25 protein-coding genes and 1 tRNA gene are annotated in these 25,294 nt (G+C 57.6%); 12 read left to right on the top strand and 14 right to left on the bottom strand.

All coding sequences use genetic code 11. The features are described 5' to 3' along the window. Positions 1-91: 91 nt before the first annotated feature. From KO499_RS07075 to trmL, 4 genes are all read left to right on the top strand, one after another. Positions 92-1,213 carry a multifunctional CCA tRNA nucleotidyl transferase/2'3'-cyclic phosphodiesterase/2'nucleotidase/phosphatase gene (locus KO499_RS07075; RefSeq protein WP_215982991.1) on the top strand — a complete coding sequence of 374 codons (1,122 nt, stop codon included), beginning with the start codon at positions 92-94 and terminating at the stop codon, positions 1,211-1,213. A gap of 9 nt (positions 1,214-1,222) precedes the next feature. Then, positions 1,223-1,969, top strand: coding sequence for a pteridine reductase (locus KO499_RS07070; protein ID WP_215982990.1), 747 nt, complete (start codon positions 1,223-1,225; stop codon positions 1,967-1,969). Positions 1,970-2,098: 129 nt separating this feature from the next. Next, on the top strand, positions 2,099-3,277 hold the full coding sequence (locus KO499_RS07065) for an acetyl-CoA C-acetyltransferase (protein ID WP_215982989.1): 1,179 nt from the start codon (positions 2,099-2,101) through the stop codon (positions 3,275-3,277). 5 nt (positions 3,278-3,282) lie between these two features. After that, positions 3,283-3,747 (top strand): tRNA (uridine(34)/cytosine(34)/5-carboxymethylaminomethyluridine(34)-2'-O)-methyltransferase TrmL, encoded by a 465-nt coding sequence (trmL, locus tag KO499_RS07060; RefSeq protein ID WP_215982988.1) that lies wholly within the window; start codon positions 3,283-3,285, stop codon positions 3,745-3,747. On the opposite strand, the gene KO499_RS07055 is transcribed toward trmL, so the two are convergent. The 8 genes from KO499_RS07055 to KO499_RS07020 all read right to left on the bottom strand — a co-directional run bounded on the left by KO499_RS07055 (position 3,705) and on the right by KO499_RS07020 (position 11,851). Next, on the bottom strand, positions 3,705-4,526 hold the full coding sequence (locus tag KO499_RS07055; protein ID WP_215982987.1) for a heme ABC transporter ATP-binding protein: 822 nt from the start codon (positions 4,524-4,526) through the stop codon (positions 3,705-3,707). The two genes, trmL and KO499_RS07055, sit on opposite strands and share 43 nt — an antisense overlap. Then, complete coding sequence (locus tag KO499_RS07050; protein ID WP_215982986.1) at positions 4,526-5,563, bottom strand: FecCD family ABC transporter permease; 1,038 nt, start codon at positions 5,561-5,563, stop codon at positions 4,526-4,528. Before KO499_RS07050 ends, KO499_RS07055 begins: the two co-directional genes overlap by 1 nt. Next, positions 5,553-6,407 (bottom strand): heme/hemin ABC transporter substrate-binding protein, encoded by an 855-nt coding sequence (locus KO499_RS07045; RefSeq protein ID WP_228339775.1) that lies wholly within the window; start codon positions 6,405-6,407, stop codon positions 5,553-5,555. The genes KO499_RS07050 and KO499_RS07045 overlap by 11 nt, the downstream gene beginning before the upstream one ends. Beyond that, a complete protein-coding gene (locus KO499_RS07040) occupies positions 6,404-7,477 on the bottom strand; it encodes a hemin-degrading factor (protein ID WP_215982985.1) in 1,074 nt (357 codons plus the stop codon). The genes KO499_RS07045 and KO499_RS07040 overlap by 4 nt, the downstream gene beginning before the upstream one ends. A 3-nt stretch (positions 7,478-7,480) precedes the next feature. Continuing rightward, positions 7,481-8,605: an HmuY family protein gene (locus KO499_RS07035; protein ID WP_215982984.1), complete on the bottom strand. Its 1,125-nt coding sequence runs from the start codon at positions 8,603-8,605 to the stop codon at positions 7,481-7,483. Positions 8,606-8,640: 35 nt separating this feature from the next. After that, on the bottom strand, positions 8,641-10,650 hold the full coding sequence (locus tag KO499_RS07030) for a TonB-dependent receptor plug domain-containing protein (RefSeq protein WP_215982983.1): 2,010 nt from the start codon (positions 10,648-10,650) through the stop codon (positions 8,641-8,643). A gap of 144 nt (positions 10,651-10,794) precedes the next feature. Then, positions 10,795-11,301 (bottom strand): protein-export chaperone SecB, encoded by a 507-nt coding sequence (secB, locus tag KO499_RS07025; RefSeq protein ID WP_215982982.1) that lies wholly within the window; start codon positions 11,299-11,301, stop codon positions 10,795-10,797. A 133-nt stretch (positions 11,302-11,434) separates the two neighbouring features. Beyond that, complete coding sequence (locus KO499_RS07020) at positions 11,435-11,851, bottom strand: rhodanese-like domain-containing protein (RefSeq protein ID WP_215982981.1); 417 nt, start codon at positions 11,849-11,851, stop codon at positions 11,435-11,437. Positions 11,852-11,998: 147 nt separating this feature from the next. Between KO499_RS07020 and gpmM the strand changes: the two genes are divergently transcribed. From gpmM to KO499_RS07000, 4 genes are all read left to right on the top strand, one after another. Next, a complete protein-coding gene (gene gpmM / locus KO499_RS07015; RefSeq protein WP_215982980.1) occupies positions 11,999-13,546 on the top strand; it encodes a 2,3-bisphosphoglycerate-independent phosphoglycerate mutase in 1,548 nt (515 codons plus the stop codon). Positions 13,547-13,566: 20 nt separating this feature from the next. Then, positions 13,567-14,700: a murein hydrolase activator EnvC family protein gene (locus KO499_RS07010; RefSeq protein ID WP_215982979.1), complete on the top strand. Its 1,134-nt coding sequence runs from the start codon at positions 13,567-13,569 to the stop codon at positions 14,698-14,700. A 97-nt stretch (positions 14,701-14,797) separates the two neighbouring features. Continuing rightward, positions 14,798-16,204 carry a S41 family peptidase gene (locus tag KO499_RS07005; RefSeq protein ID WP_215982978.1) on the top strand — a complete coding sequence of 469 codons (1,407 nt, stop codon included), beginning with the start codon at positions 14,798-14,800 and terminating at the stop codon, positions 16,202-16,204. A gap of 23 nt (positions 16,205-16,227) precedes the next feature. After that, the gene (locus tag KO499_RS07000) at positions 16,228-17,016 is read left to right on the top strand and encodes a divergent polysaccharide deacetylase family protein (RefSeq protein ID WP_228339842.1); all 789 of its coding nucleotides are present in this window, start codon (positions 16,228-16,230) and stop codon (positions 17,014-17,016) included. A gap of 39 nt (positions 17,017-17,055) precedes the next feature. On the opposite strand, the gene hisF is transcribed toward KO499_RS07000, so the two are convergent. From hisF to KO499_RS06975, 5 genes are all read right to left on the bottom strand, one after another. Then, on the bottom strand, positions 17,056-17,829 hold the full coding sequence (gene hisF, locus KO499_RS06995; RefSeq protein WP_215982977.1) for an imidazole glycerol phosphate synthase subunit HisF: 774 nt from the start codon (positions 17,827-17,829) through the stop codon (positions 17,056-17,058). Between the two features lie 6 nt (positions 17,830-17,835). Further along, the gene (gene hisA, locus KO499_RS06990) at positions 17,836-18,573 is read right to left on the bottom strand and encodes a 1-(5-phosphoribosyl)-5-[(5-phosphoribosylamino)methylideneamino]imidazole-4-carboxamide isomerase (protein ID WP_215982976.1); all 738 of its coding nucleotides are present in this window, start codon (positions 18,571-18,573) and stop codon (positions 17,836-17,838) included. Next, positions 18,567-19,208 (bottom strand): imidazole glycerol phosphate synthase subunit HisH, encoded by a 642-nt coding sequence (hisH, locus tag KO499_RS06985; protein WP_215982975.1) that lies wholly within the window; start codon positions 19,206-19,208, stop codon positions 18,567-18,569. Before hisH ends, hisA begins: the two co-directional genes overlap by 7 nt. Positions 19,209-19,236: 28 nt before the next feature. Next, positions 19,237-19,830, bottom strand: a complete 594-nt coding sequence (gene hisB / locus KO499_RS06980; protein WP_215982974.1) for an imidazoleglycerol-phosphate dehydratase HisB — start codon at positions 19,828-19,830, stop codon at positions 19,237-19,239. Positions 19,831-19,945: 115 nt separating this feature from the next. Then, positions 19,946-20,407 carry an SRPBCC family protein gene (locus KO499_RS06975; RefSeq protein WP_215982973.1) on the bottom strand — a complete coding sequence of 154 codons (462 nt, stop codon included), beginning with the start codon at positions 20,405-20,407 and terminating at the stop codon, positions 19,946-19,948. A gap of 194 nt (positions 20,408-20,601) precedes the next feature. On the opposite strand from KO499_RS06975, the gene KO499_RS06970 reads away from it, so the two are divergent. The 4 genes from KO499_RS06970 (at position 20,602) to KO499_RS06955 (ending at position 24,391) form a co-directional block, all read left to right on the top strand. After that, positions 20,602-22,779 carry an AsmA family protein gene (locus tag KO499_RS06970; RefSeq protein ID WP_215982972.1) on the top strand — a complete coding sequence of 726 codons (2,178 nt, stop codon included), beginning with the start codon at positions 20,602-20,604 and terminating at the stop codon, positions 22,777-22,779. Beyond that, positions 22,779-23,846 (top strand): A/G-specific adenine glycosylase, encoded by a 1,068-nt coding sequence (mutY, locus tag KO499_RS06965; protein ID WP_215982971.1) that lies wholly within the window; start codon positions 22,779-22,781, stop codon positions 23,844-23,846. Before KO499_RS06970 ends, mutY begins: the two co-directional genes overlap by 1 nt. A 75-nt stretch (positions 23,847-23,921) precedes the next feature. Continuing rightward, positions 23,922-24,194 carry an oxidative damage protection protein gene (locus KO499_RS06960; protein WP_215982970.1) on the top strand — a complete coding sequence of 91 codons (273 nt, stop codon included), beginning with the start codon at positions 23,922-23,924 and terminating at the stop codon, positions 24,192-24,194. A gap of 121 nt (positions 24,195-24,315) precedes the next feature. Continuing rightward, a tRNA-Phe gene (locus tag KO499_RS06955) sits at positions 24,316-24,391 on the top strand. Between the two features lie 135 nt (positions 24,392-24,526). Here KO499_RS06955 and KO499_RS06950 read toward each other — a convergent pair. Continuing rightward, positions 24,527-25,285 carry an IclR family transcriptional regulator gene (locus KO499_RS06950; protein WP_215982969.1) on the bottom strand — a complete coding sequence of 253 codons (759 nt, stop codon included), beginning with the start codon at positions 25,283-25,285 and terminating at the stop codon, positions 24,527-24,529. Positions 25,286-25,294 lie beyond the last annotated feature (9 nt).

Below are 25,294 nucleotides of genomic sequence, written 5' to 3'. Positions count from 1 at the left end.
TTTGTGCTGGCCAAGCCCGCCTCAGGTTTGCCTGTCCTGCCCTGGAACCGGATAATCCACAGACAAACTTCCCGAAAAAACAGGACATTCCATGCAGGTCTATCTGGTTGGTGGTGCCGTTCGTGATGACTTGCTCGGCCTCGAGGTCAAAGACCGGGACTGGGTAGTGGTTGGTGCAACCCCCGCAGAAATGCAGGCCAACGGATTCAAACAGGTGGGCGCCGACTTTCCGGTATTCCTGCATCCCCATACCCGGGAAGAATATGCCCTTGCCCGCACCGAGCGAAAACAGGGACGGGGCTACCATGGCTTCACCGTTTATAGTGCGCCAGACGTCACCCTTGAACAGGATCTGAGGCGACGCGACCTGACCATCAATGCAATGGCAAAAACCGAAAGTGGTCAACTGGTAGACCCGTTCCATGGTCTGAGCGACCTGAAGAATCGCACACTTCGCCATGTATCTGACGCTTTTGCAGAGGACCCCTTGAGAATTCTGCGTACCGCCCGGTTCGCAGCGCGCTTTCGCCCGTTGGAGTTCAACGTATGCGACCAGACCATGGCCCTGATGAAAACCATGGTGGACACCGGTGAAGTGGATCACCTGGTTCCCGAGCGGGTCTGGCAGGAACTCCAGCGGGCGCTGCACGAAACCGTGCCCGAGGCATTTTTTGACGTTTTGCGGGACTGCGGAGCCCTTGACGTGCTTATTCCGGAAATTGCGCCATCCGGAACATTCTCTATGGCTATGGACGCCCTCCGCCGCATCCACAAACAGGCCGACGCCACTACCGCGGAGCACTTTTCTGCCCTGCTCTCACCACTGGGTGAATCCGCTGCGGTGGCACGGGCCAAAGCGTTGAAGGCTCCCAACGACTGCCAGAATCTCGCACAGCTGGTAACCGCTTTCGTGCCTCAGGTCGGCAACATCGACCCGCAACGCCCGAAAGCCGAAACCCTGCTGGATCTGCTCGACCAGGCTGATGTCTGGCGCCGGCCGGAGCGTTTTTCACAACTACTGAGGGTTCTGGGGTGCGCCCCCACTACCGAGCCAGGGACGCTCGCCCTGCTCCGGGCGGCGGCGGAGGCGGCAACCGGAGTCGCCCCCAAAGACCTCATCGCTCAGGGATACAGCGGCAAGGCACTGGGCAGCGCAATCCGGGATGAACGTCGCAAACGTATTGACGACACCGTCGCCCACCCCCACGACTGAGGAATTACCATGGCCGCCACAACGCCCGTCGCCCTGATCACCGGCGCAGCCCATCGCCTTGGCGCACGAACAGCCAGGGCACTGCACCAGAAAGGCTGGAACCTGCTGGTTCATTACCGGAGCCGGGAACAGCAGGCCAACGCGCTCATTGAACAGATGAACCGACAGCGTCCGGATTCCGCCTGCGCCATTCAGGCGGACCTGAGCCAGCTATCCGAGATAACCCGGCTCGCCAGCGAAGCCACCGCACACTGGGATCGGCTGGACGCCTTGGTAAACAATGCGTCAGTGTTCTATCCCACCCCGACCGGGGGTGCCACCGAGGACGACTGGAGCACCATCCTGGACACCAATCTACGGGCGCCCTTCTTCCTGCTCCAGGCCTGCCTGCCCTCTTTACGCAAACACCGCGGCAGCGTGGTAAACCTGATCGACATCTACAGTGAAAAGCCTGTCGCTGACCACCCGCTCTACTGTGCCAGCAAGGCCGGCCTGGCCGCCCTGACACGCTCATGGGCCAAAGATCTTGCACCCGATGTGCGTGTAAATGGCGTTTCGCCCGGGGCGATTCTCTGGCCCGAGGGCAACGGCGACATGGATACTCCCCAACAACAGGCCATTCTCGATAAAACCCCGCTGGCCCGCACGGGTAATCCGGATGATATTGCCGGTGCCATCGTCTTTCTGATCTGTGATGCACCATTCATCACCGGCCAGATTGTCGCCGTCGACGGAGGCCGAAGCCTGAACATGTAGCCTTGTCCGGGGACATGCGAGCCTGACCATTTTGGTCAGGGAGCGCTTTCCGGATACAATGCCGTCAGTTTTCAATCGCGAACGTGCAGGACCAAGGTCCTGCACGAGCCCCTGATCCGGAGAATTCCCATGCGTGATGTCGTTATTGTTGCCGCCCGTCGTACTGCTATCGGAAACTTTGGTGGAGGTCTCTCCAGCCTGAGCGCAGTGCAGTTGGGAACCGCCGTTATCAAAGCACTTCTGGAAGAGACCGGTGTCGCCGGCGACCAGATCAACGAAGTGGTACTGGGCCAGGTTCTCACCGCAGGCTGTGGCCAGAACCCTGCCCGCCAGTCTGCCATCCATGCCGGTATTCCGGCGTCAGTGCCGGCCATGACCATCAACAAAGTCTGCGGCTCCGGCCTGAAAGCCGTTCACATGGCGGTACAGGCCATTCGCTGCGGCGACGCCGAGATGATGATTGCCGGCGGTCAGGAAAGCATGAGTCAGTCCCCTCATGTACTACCTAACAGCAGGAACGGTCAGCGCATGGGTAACTGGTCCATGATCGATACCATGATCACCGATGGTCTGTGGGATGCGTTCAACGATTACCACATGGGCATTACCGCCGAAAACATCGTCGAAAAGTACGGCATCAGCCGGGAAGAACAGGACAGCTTTGCCGCAGCTTCACAGCAGAAAGCCAACGCTGCCCGCGAAGCCGGCCGTTTTGATGACCAGATCGTTCCGGTCTCCATCCCCCAGCGCAAAGGCGACCCGATCGTGGTTGACCGAGACGAAGGCCCCCGCGATGGCGTGACTGCCGAGGGACTGGGCAAATTGCGTCCGGCCTTCAAGAAAGATGGCACGGTCACTGCCGGCAATGCTTCGTCACTGAACGACGGCGCCGCTGCCGTGATGGTCTGCAGTGCTGAGAAAGCCAAAGAACTGGGGCTCACTCCCCTGGCCACTATCAAGGCCCATGCGAATGCCGGCGTGGATCCAGGCATCATGGGTACCGGCCCGATTCCCGCCAGTCAGCGCTGCCTGAAACTCGCCGGCTGGAACGCTGACGATCTTGATCTGGTGGAAGCCAATGAGGCGTTTGCGGCCCAGGCCATTTCTGTGAACCGTGATATGGGCTGGGATACCAGCAAAGTGAACGTGAACGGCGGCGCCATTGCCCTGGGCCACCCCATCGGCGCATCCGGTTGCCGAATCCTGGTCTCACTGCTGCATGAAATGGTTCGCCGCGACGCCCACAAGGGCCTCGCCACCCTGTGTATCGGCGGCGGCATGGGCGTTGCTCTTGCGGTTGAGCGCTAAGATCCATGCTCAACGTGGTGCTTTACGAGCCGGAGATACCGCCGAACACCGGCAATATCATCCGGCTGTGCGCCAACACCGGCTGCCGGCTGCATCTGATCGAACCGCTGGGCTTTAGCCTGGAGGACAAACAGATGCGGCGGGCCGGACTGGATTACAGCGAGTACGCCACGGTCAAGGTCCACAAGAACTACCAGGACTTCCTCTCCAGCGAGCAGCCCGAACGCCTGTTCGGGCTGACCACCAAGGGCAGCATCCACTACCATGAAGTCAGCTATCAGGATGGCGACTACCTGATGTTCGGGCCTGAAACCCGTGGCTTGCCTGCCGGTATTCGTGAGGGCTTGCTGCCCGGACACCGCCTGAGGGTTCCAATGCAGCCGGAAAGCCGGAGCCTCAATCTCTCCAACACAGCGGCTCTGGTCGTCTACGAAGCCTGGCGGCAACTGGGATTCAAGGGCGCCAGCTGAGCCCTCACAGGTGCACCGCGCCGCGGCACCACCATGGGGTAACCTTCCTCCAGCTCGACCACCCTCGCCGAAAAACCGTAGACGGTTTCCAGCAGGTCCGGCGTAAGCACGTCCCATGCTGATCCGGAGTGGACACGATAACCTGCCTTCATCAACATCAGGCGATCGGCAAATTGGGCCGCCAGATTGAGATCGTGCATAACCGCCAGCACTGCCACGCCTTCCTCTTTGGCCAGACGGCGAACCAGGTCCAGAACCATTTGCTGATGTGCCGGATCCAGGGCGGATGTGCACTCGTCCAGAAGCAAAAGTCGCTCGCCCGGACTGTCCATGATCTGAGCCAGAACCCGTGCCAGCTGCAACCGCTGCTGCTCACCACCGGACAGACCGGGAACCAAGCGATGCCTGAGGTGAGCAATATCCAGATCATCCATCAACCGATCAACCACCGGATCGTTCATGCCGGCTCTCAATTCTGACCGCCCCAATTGTACGACCTCCTCGACCGTCAGCGGAAAATTCACCTCTACCCGCTGGGGCATTACCGCACGCTGACGGGCCAGGTGTTCGGGGCGCCACTCTCCAAGCTCCCGCCCCGAGAGGCTAACGCTGCCGCCATAAGCGAGGTCGCCGCTGATGGCCCTGAGTAACGTCGATTTACCCGCACCGTTCGGGCCCAGGAGCATCAGGAGTTCTCCTTCGTGCAGGTGGCAATCAATGCCATGAACAATCCTGGAGCGTTCAATGGATACGCTGAGGTTTTTAACACAAAGAACCATCAGATCACCTTTGTCCTCAACAGAAGTGCCAGGAAAAAAGGCCCTCCGATCAATGCCATCATCAGGCCAATAGGCAGCTCTGCCGGCGCGACCACCACCCTTGCCAGGGAATCCGCAGCCACCAGAAGTGTTCCTCCCACCAGGATACTGAGCGGTAGCACCATCCGGTGGCTGGCGCCAACCATCTGGCGGACCAGATGAGGCACGACCAGACCGACGAACCCGATCAACCCACTGACCGCAACGGCAGCTCCCACCCCCAGGCCAACCACCAGAATAGCGGCCTTTTTGATGGTATCTGTGCGATATCCCAGGTGACCGACAACCGATTCGCCCAGCAGAAACGCATCCAGCGGACGGGCCAGCCAGGGGGTTGCCAGCAGCGCCAGCAGCATGAACGGAGCTCCCACCAGCAGATCATCCCAGCCTGCATGGCCCAGGCTGCCCATGGTCCAGAAAGTCAGCGAGCGCAGCTCTTCATCGGTAGCGTAGAAGGTCAACAATCCTGTTGCCGCACCAGCCACGGCATTGATCGCGATACCGGCAAGCAACAGGGTCGCTACGGCCGTCTGCCCGGACCGGTTGGCAATACGCCAGGCCAGTAACACCGTTCCACTGCCACCGAGAAAGGCTGCAATGGGCAACGCCCATTCTCCGGTCATTGCCAACCATCCGCCAAGCCAGGTATTGCCCAGCACGATTACAGCAATGGCCGCCAGGGAGGCACCGGCGGAAACCCCGATCAGCCCCGGATCGGCCAGAGGGTTGCGGAACAGCCCCTGCAGCAGTGCGCCCGAGACTGCCAGCACCGCCCCAACCAGAAAGCCCAGCAAAAATCTCGGCATCCGCACTTCCAGCAGCACCATGGAGGCGACCGGGTCGGTCGCCTCCTGACCGGTGAACACGCTCAGGATATCGGCAAGCGCCAGAGGGTAGGCACCACTGGTGATGGATACCAGTGCCACAAGGACGGCGGCCGACAAGGCAACCAACAATGACGGTGAATAACCGATGCGGCCTGCGGCATCACGGATCATTGGCTGCCACATTCGATGGCGCAGATAACACGTCGTTCACCGCCGCCATTGCGTCCGGCAGACGCGGACCGAACCCCAGCAACATCATGCTGTCTGCCACCAACCGGTGCCCGCTCTGCCAGGCCTCAAGCCGCTCCACCTCAGACCACGACCGGATATCAAACTGGCCCGGCGTAGATTCTGCAATAACAATGGCATCCGGTCGGGAAGCCAGAATGGCCTCGCGATTGGCCGGCTTGTAGCCCTGGATCCCGGACACAGCATTGACCGCTCCCACTGTATCCAGCAGTGCGGAAGCCGCGGTTCCTTCACCTGCCAGCATCACCGAATGATTGCCCGCAGCAAGTATGAACAATACCTTCGGCTGATTGCCTCTAGCCAGTGATGCCTGTTGAATGTGTTTGATCTTCGAACGGAGCTCGGAGGCCAGGCTCTCTGCCCTGTCCTCCTCACCCAGCAATCTGCCCACAGACACAATCCGTTCCAGCACGGCCTCCGGTGAGCGGGCCAGAGGCAGTTTCTCAACCTGAACACCGGCCCGGCCCAAACGCTCAAGACTGTCTTCCGGGGCGGCCTGCTCGGAGGTGATCAGCAGATCCGGCTTCAGCGCCAGCACGCCTTCAAAAGGTAGCGCCCGCAGATAACCGACCTTGGGCAAAGACTCAGTCTGTTCCGGATAACCGCTGGTGGTATCTACACCCACCAACAACGATTCCAGCCCCAGACGGTAAACGATCTCCGTAATGGCACCGTCGGCCGTCACAACCCGCGGAGGCTCTCCCGCCTGGGCGACAGGAAAGAGCACCGTCACCAGCAGGAACGCGGCAAACACCCGGAATCTCATGACAACGCCTCCAGTGTCGCAGCCTGCTCCCGCCAGAGTTCGGATTCCGGTATGCCCGGTTTGCGCTCACCGAACACTGTCAGCACAAGCTCCCCTTCGGCGTTAAACGCTTCCACAGAGGTAATGATGCCATCTGCAGAGGGCCGACGGACAAGCCACCAGCGGCGGATTGACTCGGTATTGGCGTGCAGGTTGAACCCCGGATCCAGAACATTCATCCAGGCACCGGTGCGCCGCAAATTCTCCACCTTGCCCGTGAATATCTGCACAATGCCAGGGTTGCCGACGAAGAACATAGCCGGGCATTGATTGTCTCGAAGCAGTTCCAGTAGCCGGTCGAGCACATCGTCTTCAGTGCGCACCAACTCGGTAGCCCACTCGCCTCTCAACAGCTCCAGCGCGGTCAGCCGGTCGGCGCCAGCACGCTTCAGAAGTGCACCGAAATGATGGACATCCTTCAGCTCCCGCCAACCCTCGCGAAGAACCTCTGTGTCGACCGTTTCCGGATCAACCCGCTGTGGAGCCGGTCGTTTGCCCCGGGATTCGAACGGCTTCCGTTGTTCGCTTTCATACTCGCTGACAAGGCGTTGCCATGCATCCCCATCGGTATCAGCAACACGATAGATTTTGTGGACCGCAGCGCCATACTGGTCGAAAAACTGCAGACTTTCCCTTAATCCGGAACGAACTTGCTCCCGCACCCGGTAGCCGAAATCCCAGTGTTTAAAAAAGACCCGGATATCGATCTCACCAACTGCCAGCCCCATGGCGCCCGATCGTCCGCTGGTGAACTCCTTGAAGGTGCCGGTAACTTCATGAACCACTTCATTGTTGCGAGTCAGGATCATCACCGGCCCCACCTTCTCAAGAGCCTTGAGCAGATCACTGAAGCTGTCCTTGAGCGGAGTCAGCGCATCGCCATCGCGCAGCCGCACAAGCTCCATCTCGCTCACGCCCAGCTGGTCGGCCATCTGACGGATCCTCATCGTTGGCTCTGCTTCCCGCAGAGCTTCCCAGCGCATTGAGAGCGAACGGGGTTCCTTCACCGGGGCAATTGCTGTCTTTTCCATGGTTTACTCCTCCACCTGCTGGAGTTCAACGGGCAGCCAGCGCACCGTGGGCTGACCGCTATTTCCATTCTGGTCGTAGTAACCAATGATCTGCAGTGCCCAGACCTGAGACTCCGGATCATCGACGTCAGCCTTGATCAGGAAGGTTCGGAAATCGGGCCAGATCTTGTGCTGTTCCAGCAGGTTGTAGGCATACCAGGTGTTATCCGTGAATACCCCGCCGGTTGAATCCGTGCTGTAAAGCTGAGGAACACCCGGATCGCTGTCATTGGCAGCAAGGTCAGCCCAGGTCATCGGATCAGAGACGCCACCACTGCCGTTCCCGGACACTCCGCTATTGGACTTGAGATACCAGTCGCGATCAGAGAAGCCTACCTGGACATCCCATACCTCGCTGGTGGAGCAATCGACAACAGAAGCCGAGTCAAAATCGAAACAGGCGTCGTCGCCGTTGTAGCCTGCCGGGGGCGTGAAAGAGATCGGTGTGTCACTAAATGTTGACGCGCCAGCGGCCTGCACCTCAAATTCGAACGTGAAACTTTCAATGCCCTGTCCTGTGCGGGTCGGAAAATTGAAGTCGACAACCCGCATTCGGGCAAAACTGTTGCCTTCGGCAGACCGGACCAGATAACCCACGTCTTCTGCCGCGCTGATCACGCCCGTGGCGAAATCGTATTGAGACCAGGTATCTGACGATCCAAAGCCGCTGGCGAAGTCGTCTTCCTGCCAGCTCTCAGGTTCCCCGAAAATACCCAACAGGTGTTCCTGCTCGGAGTTTGCGGTCGCGTTGGTGAACACATTGACGTCGGGGTTACCATTCTCGTCATAGAAATCATCCGGGGCTACGGCAAGGGCTCCGCCAACACTGCCGCTGCCGGAAGCACCGCTATTTACCTGAAAGTTCAGACGGTTGGCAGCAATGTGCCAGTCTCCGCCCTCTTCCACCATCGCTCCGGTCTCCAGATTCAGGTAAACGGTCTCCGTTGCCGCAGGCATCAACTGCTCGGAAAAATTGCCGCCAGTATTCGCCTCATCCTCTGCAATGGTATTGTCACTGCCACCGCCACAGGCCGTCAGGGCCAGTGCCGCCAGCAAAATGGCCGGCGGCCTTGTATCAAAATGGTCCATGGATATCTCCTTCCCGTTTTTTTTGAAATCAGGCGTTATTCGCCAAAGGAAACCGTCAGCCCTGCGTAAAGGAAACGCCCGGCAACCGGTCTGAAATCTTCACTGGCATTGGAAAAATCACGCTGTTCATTGGTGAGGTTTTCAGCACCAGCGAACAACCGAAGTTGATCAGAGAATTGGTAATTCATGGTCAGATCAGCCGTGGCATACCCGGGGGACCGGGATCCGACTTCCGAATCCACAAACTCGTCACTTTGGTAGCGAAGTCGCACGTTCCAGGACAAGCCTGCCAGCCACAGCGGACCATCCAGCCCAAGACGTGCCTGATGCCTTGGGCGGCGATTGAGCTCATAGCCGGTTTCGACATTCTCGGTTCGGGTGTGGGTGTAGCCGGCGGTGAGCCGCCAATGCTCCGAAGGCTCCCAACCCGCGGTGGTCTCAAGCCCCCAGGTTCGAGCCTCGGCGAGATTTTCGTAGGCATAGACCTGAACACCGTCGTTTCGCGCCTGGGTGGCCTCAGCATCAGGTGAGGTCTGAATCAGCTGCTTTATATCGTTATAGAAAGCGTTAGCTTCCAACCAGACAGACCGGTTCCAGGACAATCCTCCACCAAACTGGTAGCTGACGGATTCCTCCGGCTCCAGATCCGGAGTCCCCTGCACGACGTAACCAAGCTCGCTATGATCAAAGGTAAAGTGCCGTTCCTTGAGGTTTGGCACGCGGTATCCTGCGCCTATACCTCCACGGACGAAGGCGGCCAGGGTGTCGGTCTGAATCAGGTCGTAGCGCCCATTGATCTTCGGTGCCGTATAGAACCCGAAATCAGAGTCACTCTGGAACCGGACTCCTGGCACCAATTCCAGTTTCCTGGTGGGCATCCAGGTGTCCTGTACCCACATTTCCTGACTTTCACGCTGTCGGCGGGCTTCAGAGCCCAGCTCGGAAGCGCCGTCCTTGGTTTGCTCAAGCGTTTCCCGGTTGAAATCGACTCCACCCTGCAAATGGTGGCTAAGCCCTGCCGGCGAGCCCAGATGGGCAGAGAGCCTGGAAAGGGTGGATTCCGCACGGCGGTCGTCAAAGACCCCATTGCTCGTGTATTTCAGCGTATCGTCATTCAACACCTCATGAACGGCCGACCAGCCGGCACGCAGATCAGAATGACGGCCATGATCGCCCGACAGGAAGTAGCGGGTACGGGTAACCGTTTCATCTTTACCCTGATTGATCACAAAAGGCGGATTACTTTCAGTAAACCGTGAGCCAGACGCTTCCTCAAAGCGGGCGATCGCGGCGCTTATCCGATGATTATCGTCAGGAGACCAGTCGCTGCGGAAACTGAGATCCGTGCGATCATATTCGTCAGCCGGCCGGGCCCAGGTCTCCGGCTCCGGATCAATGCCATCTGAGTGCTGATGTGAAGCGGACAACCGCAGTGCCAGCTTTTCACTCCCTCCCTGGATGGTGGCTCGCGCGTTGTATCGCGCGGGATCGGCCTCATCGCCAGAGGGGTTCTGGTCACCATAGCTGCCGACATCGGAGGTGAACTGGCCGGAGAGCCCCGAAGCCGGCTGACGGGTAATGACGTTGACCACCCCGCCAATGCCGGAGCTGCCGTACTGGGTAGAGACCGCTCCCTTGACCACTTCCACCCGCTCGATATCCAGCACGCTCAACTGGCTGACATCCACTGTCGAACCAGTGGTGGCAGTCATCGGCATACCGTCGATCAGGACCAGCACCCGGTCAGATTCAATTCCCTGGAGCCAGACCTCATGACCGGGCTTGCCATGGATTTCCCGGAGTTGCAGCCCCGGTACATTTTCCAGAGCCTCCTTCAGACTGCGAGCATGGGTTTTTTCGAGCTCGTCGGCGGTAACCACTTCGGTTCGGACCGGAGTGTCCAGCAACTGACGCTCGGTGCGGGTTCCGGTGACAACCAGCTCATCCAGGTAACCTGCGGTTCCGCTGTCAGCGAGCGCCGCCGAGGAAACCAGAACGATCACAGATCCACAGCACAACGATACGTGTGATTTTCGGGAATACATAAACCCACCAAACGATCCATTTTGTAATGCGAACGATTATCGTTTGATTTTAGGTTTATATCAATACGTCTGCCCGAATTTTTATGCAGGCACAAAAAAACCGGCCGAAGCCGGTTTTGTTATCACGGAATAGGGTATTTCCGATCAGTGCGTCTGTGGCTGCTCTTCGCTTGCCTCGCCAGCCGCCTCTTCCTGCTTGCGCTTGAGCGCTTGGGCATAAATGGCATCGAAGTTCACCGGCGCCAGCATCAGGGCCGGGAAGCTGCCTTTATTTACGATCCCGTCGATCGCTTCGCGGGCATACGGGAACAGGATAGTCGGGCAGTAAGCACCGAGCATCTGGCCCAGCTGCTGGCCATCAATACCCTGAACCAGGAATACACCGCCCTGCTGAATTTCGACGATGTAAGCTACTTTCTCGCCAACTTTCGCGGTAATGGTCAGAGACAGCACAACTTCATACTGGTTATCGCTGACTTTGTTGTGGGACGTATTCAGATCCAGATTAACCTGCGGCTTCCACTGCTCCTGAAACACCGCAGGAGAGTTTGGCGATTCAAAAGACAGATCCTTCACATAGATGCGCTGAAGGGCAAACTGGGGTTGGTTCTGGTTGTCACTGCCTGCTGCAGCTTGCTGATTCTCAGCCATTTTCAGTCCTTTCGTTCTCGATCATGGGCCTGAGCCCGTTGTTATGAAGTGGAGTGCCGGAACATTCTACTTTGGCACTCGGCCAGCTTATGTGAAACAGTGCGGCAGAATGATCTTCAGATCAAGGGTCGCCTTATTTCTTCACCAGCGGAAGATTGCTGGCCTTCCAGTCAGCAACGCCACCGTTCAGTCGGACGACATCGGTAAAGCCTTCCGCATTCAGCTGTTTAACCGCCATGGCTGAATGCTGTCCCATCTTGTCGGCAACAATAATCTGCTTGTCCTTAAACTTGTTCAGCTCGCCCACCCGGCTCTTCAGGCTGTTCAGGGGGATGTTGACGGAGCCTGTAATGCGACCCTCGCCAAACTCCTTCCGGTCGCGGATATCTACTACAACGGCTTCGTCTTTGTTAATCAGATTGACTGCGCCCTGGGCCGAGATTTTGGCACCGCCACGACGGGATTCCAGAATAAGGATAGCGACCAGGAATGCCACAAACAGCGACACAAGAATGTAGTGGTTAACGACAAATTCAAACAACCGGTCCATGAATTTACCCTGACAATGAGTTTGGCGGGATTATACACAGCCTGCCCCCCTGACAGAAGGTGACTAAACTGGTCAGTAAATGCGAAAATAGCTAGACTCGACTCTCGTTTTAGTAAATTTACTAATATTTTACTTCCGGAACTAATGATGACCGCAATGCGCAAGCCGACTGCACTTATTATCCTGGACGGCTGGGGCCACCGCGACCCGGCCGAAGACAACGCCATCAGTAACGCCAACACCCCATTCTGGGACAAACTCTGGCAGAGCCAGCCCAGGACCCTGATCAATACCTCAGGCATGTTCGTTGGGTTGCCGCAGGGGCAAATGGGCAACTCCGAAGTTGGCCATATGAACCTGGGCGCAGGACGCGTGGTCTATCAGAGCCTCACCCGGATCGACAAGGACCTTGAAGAAGGTACTTTTCAGAAAAATGAGGTGCTGTGTTCTGCAATCGATAAGGCTGTTCAGAGCGGACGCGCGGTTCACTTAATGGGCCTGCTGTCGCCTGGTGGCGTGCACAGCCATGAAGAGCACATCATTGCCGCCGCTGAACTGGCGGCTTCCCGTGGGGCGAAGGAAGTGTACGTACATGCCTTCCTTGATGGCCGTGACATGCCTCCCCGCAGCGCAAAACCTTCACTGGAGAAAGCCGCAGCCAGACTCAAGAGTCTTGGCGTAGGACGCGTTGCATCCATCGTAGGACGCTATTACGCAATGGATCGGGATAACCGCTGGGACCGGGTCGAAACTGCCTACAACCTGATGACCCAGGGCACCTCAGAATTCATTGCACCAGATCCGGTATCCGGTCTGGAACAGGCCTACGAACGCGGTGAAAACGACGAGTTCGTAACACCCACCCGGATCCACGCCCCAGGCGAACCGGAAGGTACTATCAATGATGGCGATACGGTTCTGTTCATGAATTTCCGGGCCGACAGGGCCCGAGAAATGACTCGCACGTTTGTCGATCAGGATTTTGAGGGCTTCGAGCGCAAGAAACACCCGGAACTGGCCGACTTCGTGATGCTGACCGAGTACGCAGCCGACATCAAGACCTCCTGCGCCTACCCGCCGGAACAGCTTTCCAACGGACTCGGCGAGTACATGGCCAAGCAGGGCAAGACCCAGCTGCGCATTGCCGAAACCGAAAAATACGCCCACGTTACGTTCTTCTTCAACGGCGGACTGGAAACGCCGTTTGAGGGCGAAGACCGTATCCTGGTGCCCTCACCCAAGGTGGCTACCTACGATTTGCAACCGGAGATGAGCGCGCCCGAAGTAACTGACAAGCTCGTAGAAGCCATCAAGAGTGGCAAGTACGATCTGGTTGTCTGCAATTATGCGAACGGAGATATGGTGGGTCATACCGGGAAGCTCGATGCCGCCATCAAGGCAGCTGAATGCCTGGACACCTGCGTGAGACGTGTTGTTGAAGCCCTCGATGAGGTCGGCGGCGAGGCACTGATTACAGCCGACCACGGCAACTGCGAACAGATGACCGACCCCAACTCGGGGCAGGTTCACACCGCCCATACGATCGGTCCGGTGCCACTGGTCTATACCGGTCACCGCGAGGTTAGCCTGAAAAACGATGGCAGCCTGAGCGACGTCGCCCCCTCATTGCTTTCCCTGATGGGGCTGGAGCAACCAGCGGAAATGACCGGGCATAGCCTGGTTAAGATCAGCTGATCGGGGATCGGAACCAACCTTTGCGACTTTCCGCAATTCTGGCGCTCTCCATATTCCTGGGTGCAGCGTCAGCAGCCGCTCAGCAGGATGTCACCCCGGCACAGGTCGAGGAACTCAAGAAACGTATTGAGGACATCGACGATTGGCTGGAGGATGCAGAAGAAGACCGCTCCGCCGTGGAGCGGCAGCTTACTGCTACCGAAAAGAAAATCAGCCGCCTGACGCGGGAACGCCGCTCTCTGCGTCAACAGGCAGAGCAACAACAGCAAAAACTCGAGGCGCTGAAGACCGAGGCGCAAGAGCTCACCCGCACGCTGGACCGTCAGCGAGACAGCCTCAGAAAACAGATCCGCGCTGCCTGGATGGAAGGGGATACACCGGCGGTAAAGGTACTCCTCAATGAAATTGATCCGGACAGGATTGCCCGGACCATGACCTATTACGAATACCTCAGCAAAGACACCGTCGATCGCCTCGAAGCATTCCGACAAAGCCTGCGGGAGCTCAGAAAGACTCAAGCCCAGGTCCAGTCGACCCGGGTTGAACTGGCCAGAACCGAAGAAGATGCCGCAAAACGCCAGCAGGAACTGACAGCCTCGAAAGACGAGCGCCAACAGACATTGGCCGCCCTCGATACCGATATCCGGAACCGCCGAGGTGAACGGGACGAACTGGAGTCGGATCGCAAACGACTGGAAACTCTGCTGGAGGAAGTGCAGCAGGCAATCAACAACATCCCCTCACCCAACGAATCCCAGCCTTTCGCCTCTTTGCGCAACAAGCTCCCCTGGCCGGTCCAGGGTAAGGTAATCAGCCGTTATGGCGATCAATACGCCGACGGCAAACTGCGCCGCAACGGTCTGCTCATAAGCACCGGAGAGCAGGCTGAAATCCGCGCCATTCATTATGGTCGGGTCGTCTTCGCCAACTGGCTCCGGGGCTTTGGCCTGATCACCATCATTGATCACGGCGATGGCTACATGACACTGTACGGGCACAGCAGCAGCCTGTTCACCAGCCCGGGAGACTGGGTGGCTGCCGGCGAGTCCATAGCCCAGGCAGGCCGCACTGGCGGCACGGACTCTCCGGCTTTGTACTTTGAAATCCGGCACAAGGGCAAGCCCGACAATCCCGGGCGCTGGCTCGCGAATTGAGAGGTTCCTGGAGGGCTGACAAACGCCGCGGGTAACGCCATACTGTCGTAAGTCAGGGAATCCAGTCCAACTATCGGAATCAAAACAGGATATGTGAATGAAACGGGTCCGAATTACTCTCCATGCCTTTCCATTACGCAGCATTGCGCTCGCGACCTGTTTCGCCACTGCTTCCGGATTGACCTGGGCACAAGACAAAGACACCACCACCGAACAGCTTCTGGAAAGCGTTCAGAACGGCGAACGGGTTGAAATCAGCCTGCCCGATCCCGAGAAACAGCTCCCACTGGAGGACCTCCGTAAATTTACAGAGGTCTTCAGCCGGATCAAGGACGCCTATGTAGAGGAAGTAAGCGATCGCGAACTCCTCGAGAGCGCTATCAAAGGCATGCTGTCGGACCTTGATCCCCATTCGACCTATCTGGCTCCCAAAGATTACGAGGAACTGGAAGAAAGCACTTCCGGCGAATTTGGCGGACTGGGTATTGAAGTCGGCATGGAAAACGGCTTTGTAAAAGTGATCGCCCCTATCGACGATACGCCGGCCCAGAAAGCTGGCGTCCAGGCCGGAGACCTGATCATCAAGCTTGATGAAAAGCCGGTGAAAGGCATGAGCCTGGAAGAGGCCGTCCAGTTGATGCGGGGTAAGCCTGATTCTGTGCTGACGCTGACCATCATGCGCGAAGGCGAGACCGGCCCCATTGAAATCGATGTCAGGCGCGACATTATCAAAGTCACCAGTGTGAAATCCCGGATGCTGGAAAATGGCTACGGCTATGTACGCATTACCCAGTTTCAGGCAGACACGGGCGCACAGTTCAAAAACGCCCTCAGCGGGCTGGAGGACGAGCTTGGCCGGGATCTGGACGGACTGGTCATCGATCTTCGCAACAACCCGGGCGGGGTTCTCCAGGCTGCCGTCGAGACTGCTGATGCGGTGCTGGATAATGGGTTGATAGTCTACACTGAAGGTCGAATCCAGAGTTCACGCCTGCGATTCAGCGCAGGCGCTGGCGACATCATGGAGGGCACCCCCATTGTGGTTCTGATTAACGGTGGCTCCGCCTCCGCCTCCGAGATTCTCGCGGGCGCGCTCCAGGATCACGAGCGGGCTGTCGTCATGGGCACTCAATCGTTTGGCAAAGGCAGCGTTCAAACGGTCATCCCCCTGGATGAGACCCATGCCATCAAAATGACCACTGCGCGCTACTACACGCCTGATGGCCGTTCCATTCAGGCCACGGGCATCAAGCCGGATATAGAAGTGCGACCGGCAGAACTGAAAGAGATCGACAGCAAACCCTTCTTCACCGAAGCGGATCTCAGCGGCCACCTTGTGGGTCAGAACGAAGGCCAGCAAGAAGATGGTGAGGCAGATGCGGAAAGTGAACGCAGCTCTCTTGCAGATCGGGATTACCAGCTGCGCTCGGCACTGAACCTGCTTAAAGGCATCCGCATTCTGACCCCGAACAACGGTAGCAAGGCCGAAGGAAGCGATCAGTGAGATTAGCGTGTTTCGTGCTGGCCCTGACCTTGTGGAGCGGGGCCGGCTCAGTGTCAGCAGAACCAGCAAGGAAGGCTCTGCCACCGACCATTGCCATCATTATCGATGACATGGGCCACAACCTGATTGAAGGGGAACGCCTGGTAAACCTGGATCACCCCCTGACACTGGCGTTCCTGCCCTATCGTCGTCATACAGACCGGCTTGCCCGGCTGGCCCATGACCGGCATAAGGAAATCATGCTGCACGCCCCCATGGCCAATACCCACAACTACGGCCTTGGGCCCGGTGGTCTGACGCAGGACATGGACGAACAGAGCATAACCAGCACACTGCGCAGGGCACTCCAGTCCATTCCTCATGTCCAGGGCGTCAACAACCACATGGGCAGCCTGCTGACCCAGCAGCTTCAACCCATGGATTGGGTGATGAAAGAACTGTATCGCTACCCGGTTTATTTTATTGACAGCCGCACCATCGCATCGTCTGTTGCCGGTGATGTAGCTGCCGCCTACCAGGTACCAACCATGACCCGTGACGTCTTCCTCGACCACGAGCAAACCGAGGAATTTGTGGATCAGCAGTTCAAGCTACTGATCAAACGTGCCCGACAGAACGGCAGTGCCATTGGCATTGGCCACCCCCACACCGTCACCGTGGATTACCTGGAAAAGCACCTTCCTGAGCTGGATCGACAAGGCATCGCCATTGCCACCGTCAGCGGCCTTTGGGCTGTGCGTAACGGTAACCGTGAAATGTTTGCAGAGGGAGAAAAACAGGCGATCAGACCCGCTTTTGCAAGAAAGGAATAAAGCGGAGCAGAGGCGCGTTTTCCTCCACTCCTCTGTGGATCAGTCCCGGACTTCTATACCCTGGCTCTTCATAAAAGCCTTGGCCTCAGGAATGGTGTGCTGACCAAAGTGGAAAATAGAAGCCGCCAGAACGGCATCAGCCCCACCCTCGGTTACGCCATCAGCCAGGTGCTGCAGTTCTCCGACACCCCCGGAGGCAATCACCGGCACAATAACAGCGTCACTGATCGCCCTGGTCAGGCCCAGATCAAAGCCAACCTTGGTACCGTCGCGATCCATACTGGTCAGCAGTAACTCGCCAGCGCCCATCTCCACCATCTTGCGGGCCCAGTCAACGGCGTCCAGCCCGGTTGGCTTACGTCCACCATGGGTGAAAATTTCCCAGCGCGGCTCGGCACCTTCCTCACTGACCCGCTTGGCATCAATGGCCACCACAATACACTGGCTACCGAAACGCTCTGACGCTTCCTGAACAAACTCGGGATTGAAGACAGCTGCCGTATTGATCGACACCTTGTCGGCACCGGCATTCAGCAGCTTGCGTATGTCATCCACGGTGCGCACACCTCCGCCAACCGTCAGCGGGATGAAAACTTCCGCCGCCATACGCTCAACGGTTTCATAGGTGGTGTCCCGGCTTTCGTGACTGGCCGTGATATCCAGAAAAGTGATCTCATCGGCACCCTGTTCATTATAACGACGGGCCACTTCCACAGGGTCACCGGCATCGCGGATATCAACGAAGTTAACGCCCTTTACCACACGGCCTTTGTCGACATCCAGACAGGGAATGATGCGTTTCGCCAGAGCCATAACTTCCTACCCCTTCAGGCTGTCGCAGAAAGCCTGGGCTTCCGCCACATCCAGTGTACCTTCGTAAATGGCACGACCGGTGATGGCGCCAAGAATGCCTTTGTCCGCCACGGTAGCCAGGCGTTTCAAGTCGTCCATGTTGGTCACTCCTCCGGAGGCAATGACCGGGATGCCACCCTCTTCTGCCAGTGCCGCAGTGGCTTCCACATTTACGCCCTGCATCATGCCGTCACGATTGATGTCCGTGTAAACAATGGCGTCCACACCATCATTGGCAAACCGCTTGGCCAGATCGGTAGCCATCACCTCAGAGACTTCCGCCCAGCCATCGGTGGCTACACGACCATCTTTGGCGTCCAGCCCAACAATGATATGGCCAGGAAACTTCTTGCACATCTCAGTCACGAATTCAGGCTCTTTCACGGCCTTGGTGCCGATGATGACCCACTGCACGCCAGCCTTGAGATAGGCTTCGATGGTCTCTGCTGAGCGAATACCACCACCGATCTGAATCGGCAGATCGGGGTATTTTCGGGCGATGGCCTGTACGATCTCGCCGTTGACCGGCTCGCCGGCAAAGGCGCCATTCAAATCGACCAGATGCAGGCGACGAGCACCGGCTTCGACCCACCGGGTCGCCATATCGACGGGATCGTCACCAAAGACCGTGGAGTCGTCCATCCGACCCTGGCGCAGGCGCACGCATTTGCCGTCTTTCAGATCAATAGCGGGGATTATCAGCATTTTCCAGTCCAGTTTGTAAAATTCTCAAGCAACTGCAAACCTGCCCGGGCACTCTTCTCCGGGTGGAATTGCACGGCAAAAATATTATCTCTCGCTACCGCCGCCGCAACGTCCACGCCGTAGTGCGTGCGGCCGGCCATATCAGCATTTCCGTCAGCTTCGGCGTAGAAGCTGTGCACGAAATAGAACCGGTCATCGTCCGGAATCTTGTGCCACAGGGGATGCTCGATCGTATGCTGCACCTGGTTCCAGCCCATGTGGGGCACCTTCAGGCGCTCTCCGTTTTCGGTCAGATGGTCGCCGAAGTAACGCACTTCCGATGGAAACAGGCCGATACAGTCAACGCCGCCATTCTCTTCACTGCGGGACATCAGGGCCTGCATACCAACGCAGATACCCAGAAAGGGTCGATCCCTGGAAACTTCGCGAACCAGGGTGTCGACGCCCAGGCGGCGGATTTCCGCCATACATTCGCGGATAGCGCCCACTCCCGGAAGAATCACATGATCGGCTTCACGGATTCTGTCGGCGTTGTCGGTGACCAGAACGGTGGTGTTCGGGGCTACGTGCTCTACCGCTTTTTTGGCAGAGTGAAGATTGCCCATGCCGTAGTCGATTATGGCAACGGTTTTCATGATTGTTGCGGTGTCCTTGGGTAGCCGGTTACAGCGAGCCTTTGGTCGACGGGGTAATACCCGCCATTCGATCGTCCATCTCGATAGCCATGCGAAGAGCGCGGCCAAAGGCCTTGAACACAGTTTCAATCTGGTGATGGGTGTTCTTGCCCTTCAGATTATCGATATGCAGGGTCACCATGGAGTGGTTCACGAAGCCGTGGAAGAATTCCTCGAACAGATCCACATCGAAGCCGCCAACGGCGCCCCGGGTATAGGGTACGTCCATCATCAGGCCCGGGCGGCCAGACAGATCAATCACCACGCGAGACAGGGCTTCATCCAGAGGCACATAGGCATGGCCGTAACGACGGATACCTTTCTTGTCACCAACAGCCTGCTTGAAAGCCTGCCCGAGGGTGATACCGATATCTTCCACCGTATGGTGATCGTCAATGTGCAGGTCGCCCTTGGAAACAATATTCAGATCCACGAGACCATGCCGCGCAATCTGGTCCATCATGTGCTCGAGGAAGGGGACGCCTGTGTCGAAACTGGATTTGCCGGTGCCGTCGAGATCAATCTCAACGGTAATCTGGGTTTCAAGGGTATTTCGTTCTACCCGAGCCTTACGTTCGGCCATGGGGGCTCCGTGACAATTGAGCGGCATAATGCCGGAAATAGATAATCCGGCAATTATACCTTCTATGCCCCCTGGAGTCCCACAACCGGTTTAATCGACCTGATAGAAAACGCGGTCAGAACGCCTTCTTGAGATTGTTCATGTAGGTGTCCACGAGGCTGTTGAACTCGTGTTTGATCACCGGGCTGATTGCCAGCTTGAGCAGGCTTGGCAGCGGCACGGTGAGTTCTGCACTAGTGCGAAACTTCACCGTGGTGGCCTGTTCTCCAGTGGATCTGACGGTCCAGGAACCGCTCACAATACCATTACCTTCCCCCTTAACAGGGTCCCAGGTGATCGTTCCGGCTTCTTTATCCGAATGGTATTTGCAGGCATACACGGATTGAATCGCATGCTTGTCGACGCCGACTTTCTCCATCTCCCAGCGGTAGGTGTTGTCACCAAGATCGGTCAGTTTATGGACCTTGGGGAAGTGGCTGGCAGAACGTGGCACATCCGCCAGCAGATCAAAGACGTCATCGTAGCTTCCCGGAATTTCAAGTTCCCGGTTCAGCTCAATCGAAACAGTAATAGCCACGGCCAACTCCTTCTTATGTTTATTGGCATCAATGTAGTCGTAAAATCAAGGATATGTATTTTGGCCCAACACTACGGCATTGTCATACTCCTGCGCTGTTAATTTGTTAACCCTGCGTTATCCTTTGGGTCATTGGCGTCGATATTCGCCCCGAATTACTGCAAGCTCCCAACATCAGGAAGGAAGCCTTAATCATGAAAGCCCTCCGTTATGCGTTCATTGGCCTGGTTGCGCTGATCATTCTCGCCGTGGCCGCCGTTGCCATCGCCATGGCAGTGATTAACCCCAACGATTACAAACCTCAGATTGAGCAGGCCGTTGAGGATGCAACAAACCTGGACCTGCTGCTGGAAGGCGACATTAGCTGGTCTTTCATTCCGTTGGGTCTGGAGCTGAATTCCGTAGAGGCCACGCTGGAAGGCAATCGCTTTATTGCCCTGGAGCAGCTGGTCGCCCAGATCGACTTCTGGTCACTCATTGCCATGTCTCCGAAGGTAGATACCTTCGTGCTTGACGGGCTTGACGCCCGCCTCGAAGTGGATGAGCAGGGTAACGGCAACTGGACACGCATCATGCCCGAGAAGCCGCCCGGAGCGGCAACAGAAGAAACAGCGGGCGCCCAGGATGAGCCGGCACAGGAAGATGAGGGTGCCAGTGGTGAGGCCCTCAATTTCAATGTTGAAAATGTTCAGATCAGCAATGCCCAGGTGCACTACTCCGACAAGACCACGGGCCAGTCAGTCACGTTGGATAACTTCACCGTTAATGCCAGTAACATCACTCTGGGCTCAGAGTTCCCTCTGGAAATCGGATTCCGGGTTGCCACGACCCAGCCTACATTTGAAGTGGATGGAAGCATCAGCGCCCAGCTTGCCGCCAACCAGGCTCTCAACGATTTCGCCGTGTCCGGTCTGACTGCCGTGTTCGACATGACTGGCGAGCCATTCGGCGGCAAAGAAGTCACGGCTGAGCTGGCCGGTTCTGCCAGGGCCAACCTGGAAAACGAAACCGCCAACCTGAGCGACTTTACTGCCAGCCTCGCAAACCTGAACCTGTCTACCGACCTGACTGTTTCCGGATTCGGTGACAAGCCAACACTGAGCGGTGAAGTGTCAATTGCCGAGTTTTCCCTCAAGGAACTGCTCGACAATCTTGGCCAGCCCGCAATGGAAACCAGCGACCCGGACGTGCTTGAAGCGATCGCGTTCTCCACCGGCATTGGCGGCCCTGCCGGCAAGGTGGAGCTGACCGATCTGACCATCAAGCTGGATGACACCACGTTCAACGGCTCAGGCAGCTACAACCTGGCTGACACCGGTATCGTGTTTAAACTCCAGGGCGACGAGCTGAACGCAGACCGGTACCTGCCACCTCAATCCGACGGAGATACAGAGCAACAAACCGAAGAGGCGCCTGCCCCCCAGGAAACCGCCGCCTCCGGACCAGAGGGCGATCTTCTGCCCCTGGAGACCATTCGCAGCCTGCTGCTGGACATTGATCTGGGCCTCGGCCAGCTGATCGTCAGCAACCTGACCATCAACGAAATCAAGGCCAGCACAACCGCCAAGGACGGCCTGCTGAAGGTAGATGAATTCAGTGGTCAGCTGTACGAAGGCAGCTTTGGCGCCAATGTGACCCTCGATGCCCGCAGCGATAATCCGAAATGGTCCGTTGGCTCGGATGTCACCAACGTACAAACCCTGCCCCTGCTGACCGATCTCGCGGAAGTGGACATGCTCATCGGCGGCGCCAACCTGAAGATCAATGCCACCTCCAGCGGCAACCGCATCTCGGCACTGCGCAGCAATGCCGATGGTCAGATCAGCTTCAATCTGGCTGAAGGCGAATTTCGCCAGATGAATCTGACCCATATGGCCTGTCAGGGAATCGCTCTGGTGAACCAGGATGAACTGACAACGACAGACTGGGGCACCAGCACGCCCTTTAACGATATGCACGGCACCCTGGACATCAACGGCAACACCCTGAACAACACCGACCTGGTAGCAGCGCTGGCCGGCATGCGGCTTGAAGGCAATGGTACCGTGGACATGGCCCAGAGCCAGATCGACTACGAAGTGGGTCTGAGAGTTGTGGGCGAGATCCACCGGGACAACGCCTGCCGGGTTACCGAGTATGTTGAGAACGCGGTTATTCCGGTGGAATGCCGTGGCAACTTCGCCGAGAACCCCGGCGGCCTCTGCTCTTTCGATGGCTCACGCTTCAGGGACACCCTGAAAACCATCGCGGCGAACGCAGCCAAAGCCAAGGCGCAAGAGGAAGTGAATAAAGCCAAGGACAAGGCGGAAGAGAAGATCAAGGAAAAACTGGGCGATGAACTCGGCGACAAACTCAAAGGCCTGCTCAACTGATGCCCGACAGTTTCGCCCACAAACTGCTGAACTGGTACGACAGCCACGGCCGGCATGACCTGCCGTGGCACCATAACCGGAACGCCTACCGCGTGTGGGTTTCGGAGATCATGCTGCAGCAAACCCAGGTCACTACCGTCATCCCCTACTTCGAAGCGTTCATGAAGCGTTTTCCGGATGTCCGGGCACTGGCCGAAGCTCCTGTGGACGATGTGCTCAGTCACTGGTCTGGCCTCGGCTATTACGCCCGGGCCCGAAATCTGCAGAAAGCCGCCCAGGCGGTCGTTCGTGACTTCGGTGGTGAGTTTCCGCAAAACCAGGAACAGCTTGAGGCCCTCACCGGGATCGGGCGCTCCACCGCTGCCGCAATACTGGCCCAGGCATTCGGCATTCGCGCGGCCATACTCGACGGCAACGTAAAACGCGTACTGGCCCGCTACCACGCCATCCCCGGCTGGCCGGGCCAGACCGCCGTGCTGAACCAGCTCTGGCAACGGGCAGAGGAGCACACCCCGGAGCAACGCGTGCGCGACTACACCCAGGGCATCATGGATCTGGGCGCCATGGTGTGTAACCGCAGCCGTCCAACCTGCGACAGCTGCCCGCTGCAAGACGGCTGCCAGGCCTATGCCCGGGGCGAAACCACACTCTACCCGGGCTCCAAACCCAAAAAGGCCAAGCCTGAGAAGACCACCTGGATGGTGATCCTTGAAGACGACGAGGGACGGATTTTGCTCGAACGCCGTCCGCCCAGTGGCATCTGGGGCGGCCTCTGGAGCCTGCCTGAACTGGACCCGGCCTATGGTGCAGACGAACTCCAGGAAGCCTGCGAACAGAACCTGGGGCTGGATTGCGGAGAACCGAAGCTGATCAGTGGTTTCCGTCACACGTTTTCCCATTACCACCTGCACATACAGCCCGCGCGCCTGAACGTGAAAGGCAACGCCACCAGTATCGCAGACCGGGATCACCTGAAATGGCTGCACCGCCATGATGCTCTGAACCTCGGGCTACCGGCACCGATTCGCTCCCTGCTTACCGAACCTGAGCAAGCAGCCCTGCTTTGAACCGCACCACCCGGGCCTTCGCCCGTTTCGATCTGTTATCATCACCGCCACTGACACATGCCAACAGGAGCCGCCATGAGCCGCACCGTTTTCTGCCGTAAATACCAGAAAGAGCTGGATGGCCTGGATTTCCCGCCCATGCCGGGCGCCAGAGGCCAGGATATCTTCGAGAACGTATCGAAACAGGCCTGGGAAGAATGGCAGGCCCAACAGACCATGCTGATAAATGAAAAGCACCTGAGCCTGATGGACCCGAACACCCGTAAATACCTGCAGGCGCAGATGGAGCACTTCTTCAATAACGAGCCTTTCGACAAGGCCGACGGCTACGTTCCACCAGAACAATAAAGCCGGATTGATCAAAGGCTGAGCAGGTCTGAAAAGATTCGTATTTTTTTCCGGCTCAGCCTTGACTCAAAACATCGAAACCGGTTTAATAGCGCCCCGTTGCACAGCAGTAGCGCAACACGCCCGGATAGCTCAGTTGGTAGAGCAGGGGATTGAAAATCCCCGTGTCGGTGGTTCGATTCCGCCTCCGGGCACCATTATTCAATGACTTAGCCCGCCTTGTGCGGGCTTTGTTGTTTCTGGGGCGCCACGTAGTCAGCGCCCGCCAGTCCCGCCTTGAGACTGGCGCAGCCATCCGTCGGTCACGCCCTGGCAGTTAAAGCCTCAGGCGGCTAGATTCCACCGACCTGCCTCATGATTTCGGTTGCAGTCTGTCTCAACTCAGAGCGCAACGTTTCCATCACCCCGTCTGCATTCATCACTGGATCCGGACCAGAAATATTAATGGCAGCGATCACCTGCCCGGTAAAGTTCCGGATAGGTACTGCCAGTGCCGTTGAGTGGTCCGAATAATGATGAGTCCACCCTTGTGCGCGCTCTTTTTCACAAAGAGAAATCAGTTCGGGCATTGTCTGGGGCGCGGGTCGAGGGTAACCATCCAGCCGCTGTCCCTGGAAAAGACTTTGCAGCTCAGCGGGAGTCATCCCCATCAAAAGCGCCCTGCCCATAGCCGTTGTATGCAGCGGGAAGCGGGTACCCACAGGCACGTTGACCGACACCCGCTGCAAGGCCAGCGCTCGAAACACATAGAGCACTTCGGTGCCGTCACGAACCCCGACATGACTGGACAACGAAGTGCCATCGCGCAACTGAGTAATAAATGAGGCAGCAACCTCGACTATTTCACGATTGGCAAGGTAGCTGAAACCCCGGGAAACCACTTGAGTGCCGAGCGCATAGGTGTTGGTTCCGATTTTGTTCAGGTAACCCATGGATGTCAGGGTCTGCACAATCCGGTAAATCGAGCTTGTGCTCACCCCCAGGCGTTCGGCCATCTCCACCTGGCTCAATGCCCGACAAGTACTGTCGAACATCTCCAGGATGCGCAGCCCCTTGTACAGGGCTGGCACGGTATAGTCTTTCTCACTCAAGTGGTTTAC

It is taken from the genome of Marinobacter sp. F3R08 (assembly GCF_018860425.1).
Lineage (GTDB): Bacteria > Pseudomonadota > Gammaproteobacteria > Pseudomonadales > Oleiphilaceae > Marinobacter.
Note: the sequence above shows the minus strand (reverse complement) of the source record. Positions and strands in the feature narration are given on the sequence as shown.